Consider the following 436-nt stretch of genomic DNA (forward strand, 5'->3'; position numbering starts at 1 on the left):
GTTGTCGGCCGCGACGTAGACCTCGCGGAGGTAGTCCGATCCGTTGACCGTATCCGGCGTGCAACCGTCCTTGTCGGGCGTGAACTGCCAGCCGTCCTCGCCGCGGAACGGGTCGACGTAGTCGACGGTGATGGCGTCTTCGAGTCCTAGCAGTTTCCGAGCGACCAGAATCCGGTGGGCCCACGGACAGGCGCGGCAGGCGTACAGGTGATACCGGCCGGCCTCGGGCTGGAACCGCGCGTCGGGGTCGTCCTCGACCCGGTCTCGGAAGGTGGTGTCCTGCCGGTCGAAAGCCCCGTCCTCGTCTGTCGTTTCGTACGCGTCAGTCCGCCACTCGCCGTCGACGAGCATATTCATGATAACCGATCGTACGCGCGCGAGTGGTAAAAGAGCGCGGTGACAGCGGTGTTACCGGACCAACACCGATGTTCCCGAT

General features: G+C 64.9%; 1 pseudogene. It reads right to left on the bottom strand.

The features are described from left to right. Positions 1-357, bottom strand: a pseudogene (locus IL252_RS17380) (glutathione S-transferase family protein); the annotation flags it as partial. Between the last annotated feature and the right edge of the window lie 79 nt (positions 358-436).

The organism is Halomicrobium sp. IBSBa (assembly GCF_017612575.1).
In the GTDB taxonomy this organism is placed as follows: Archaea; Halobacteriota; Halobacteria; order Halobacteriales; family Haloarculaceae; genus Halomicrobium.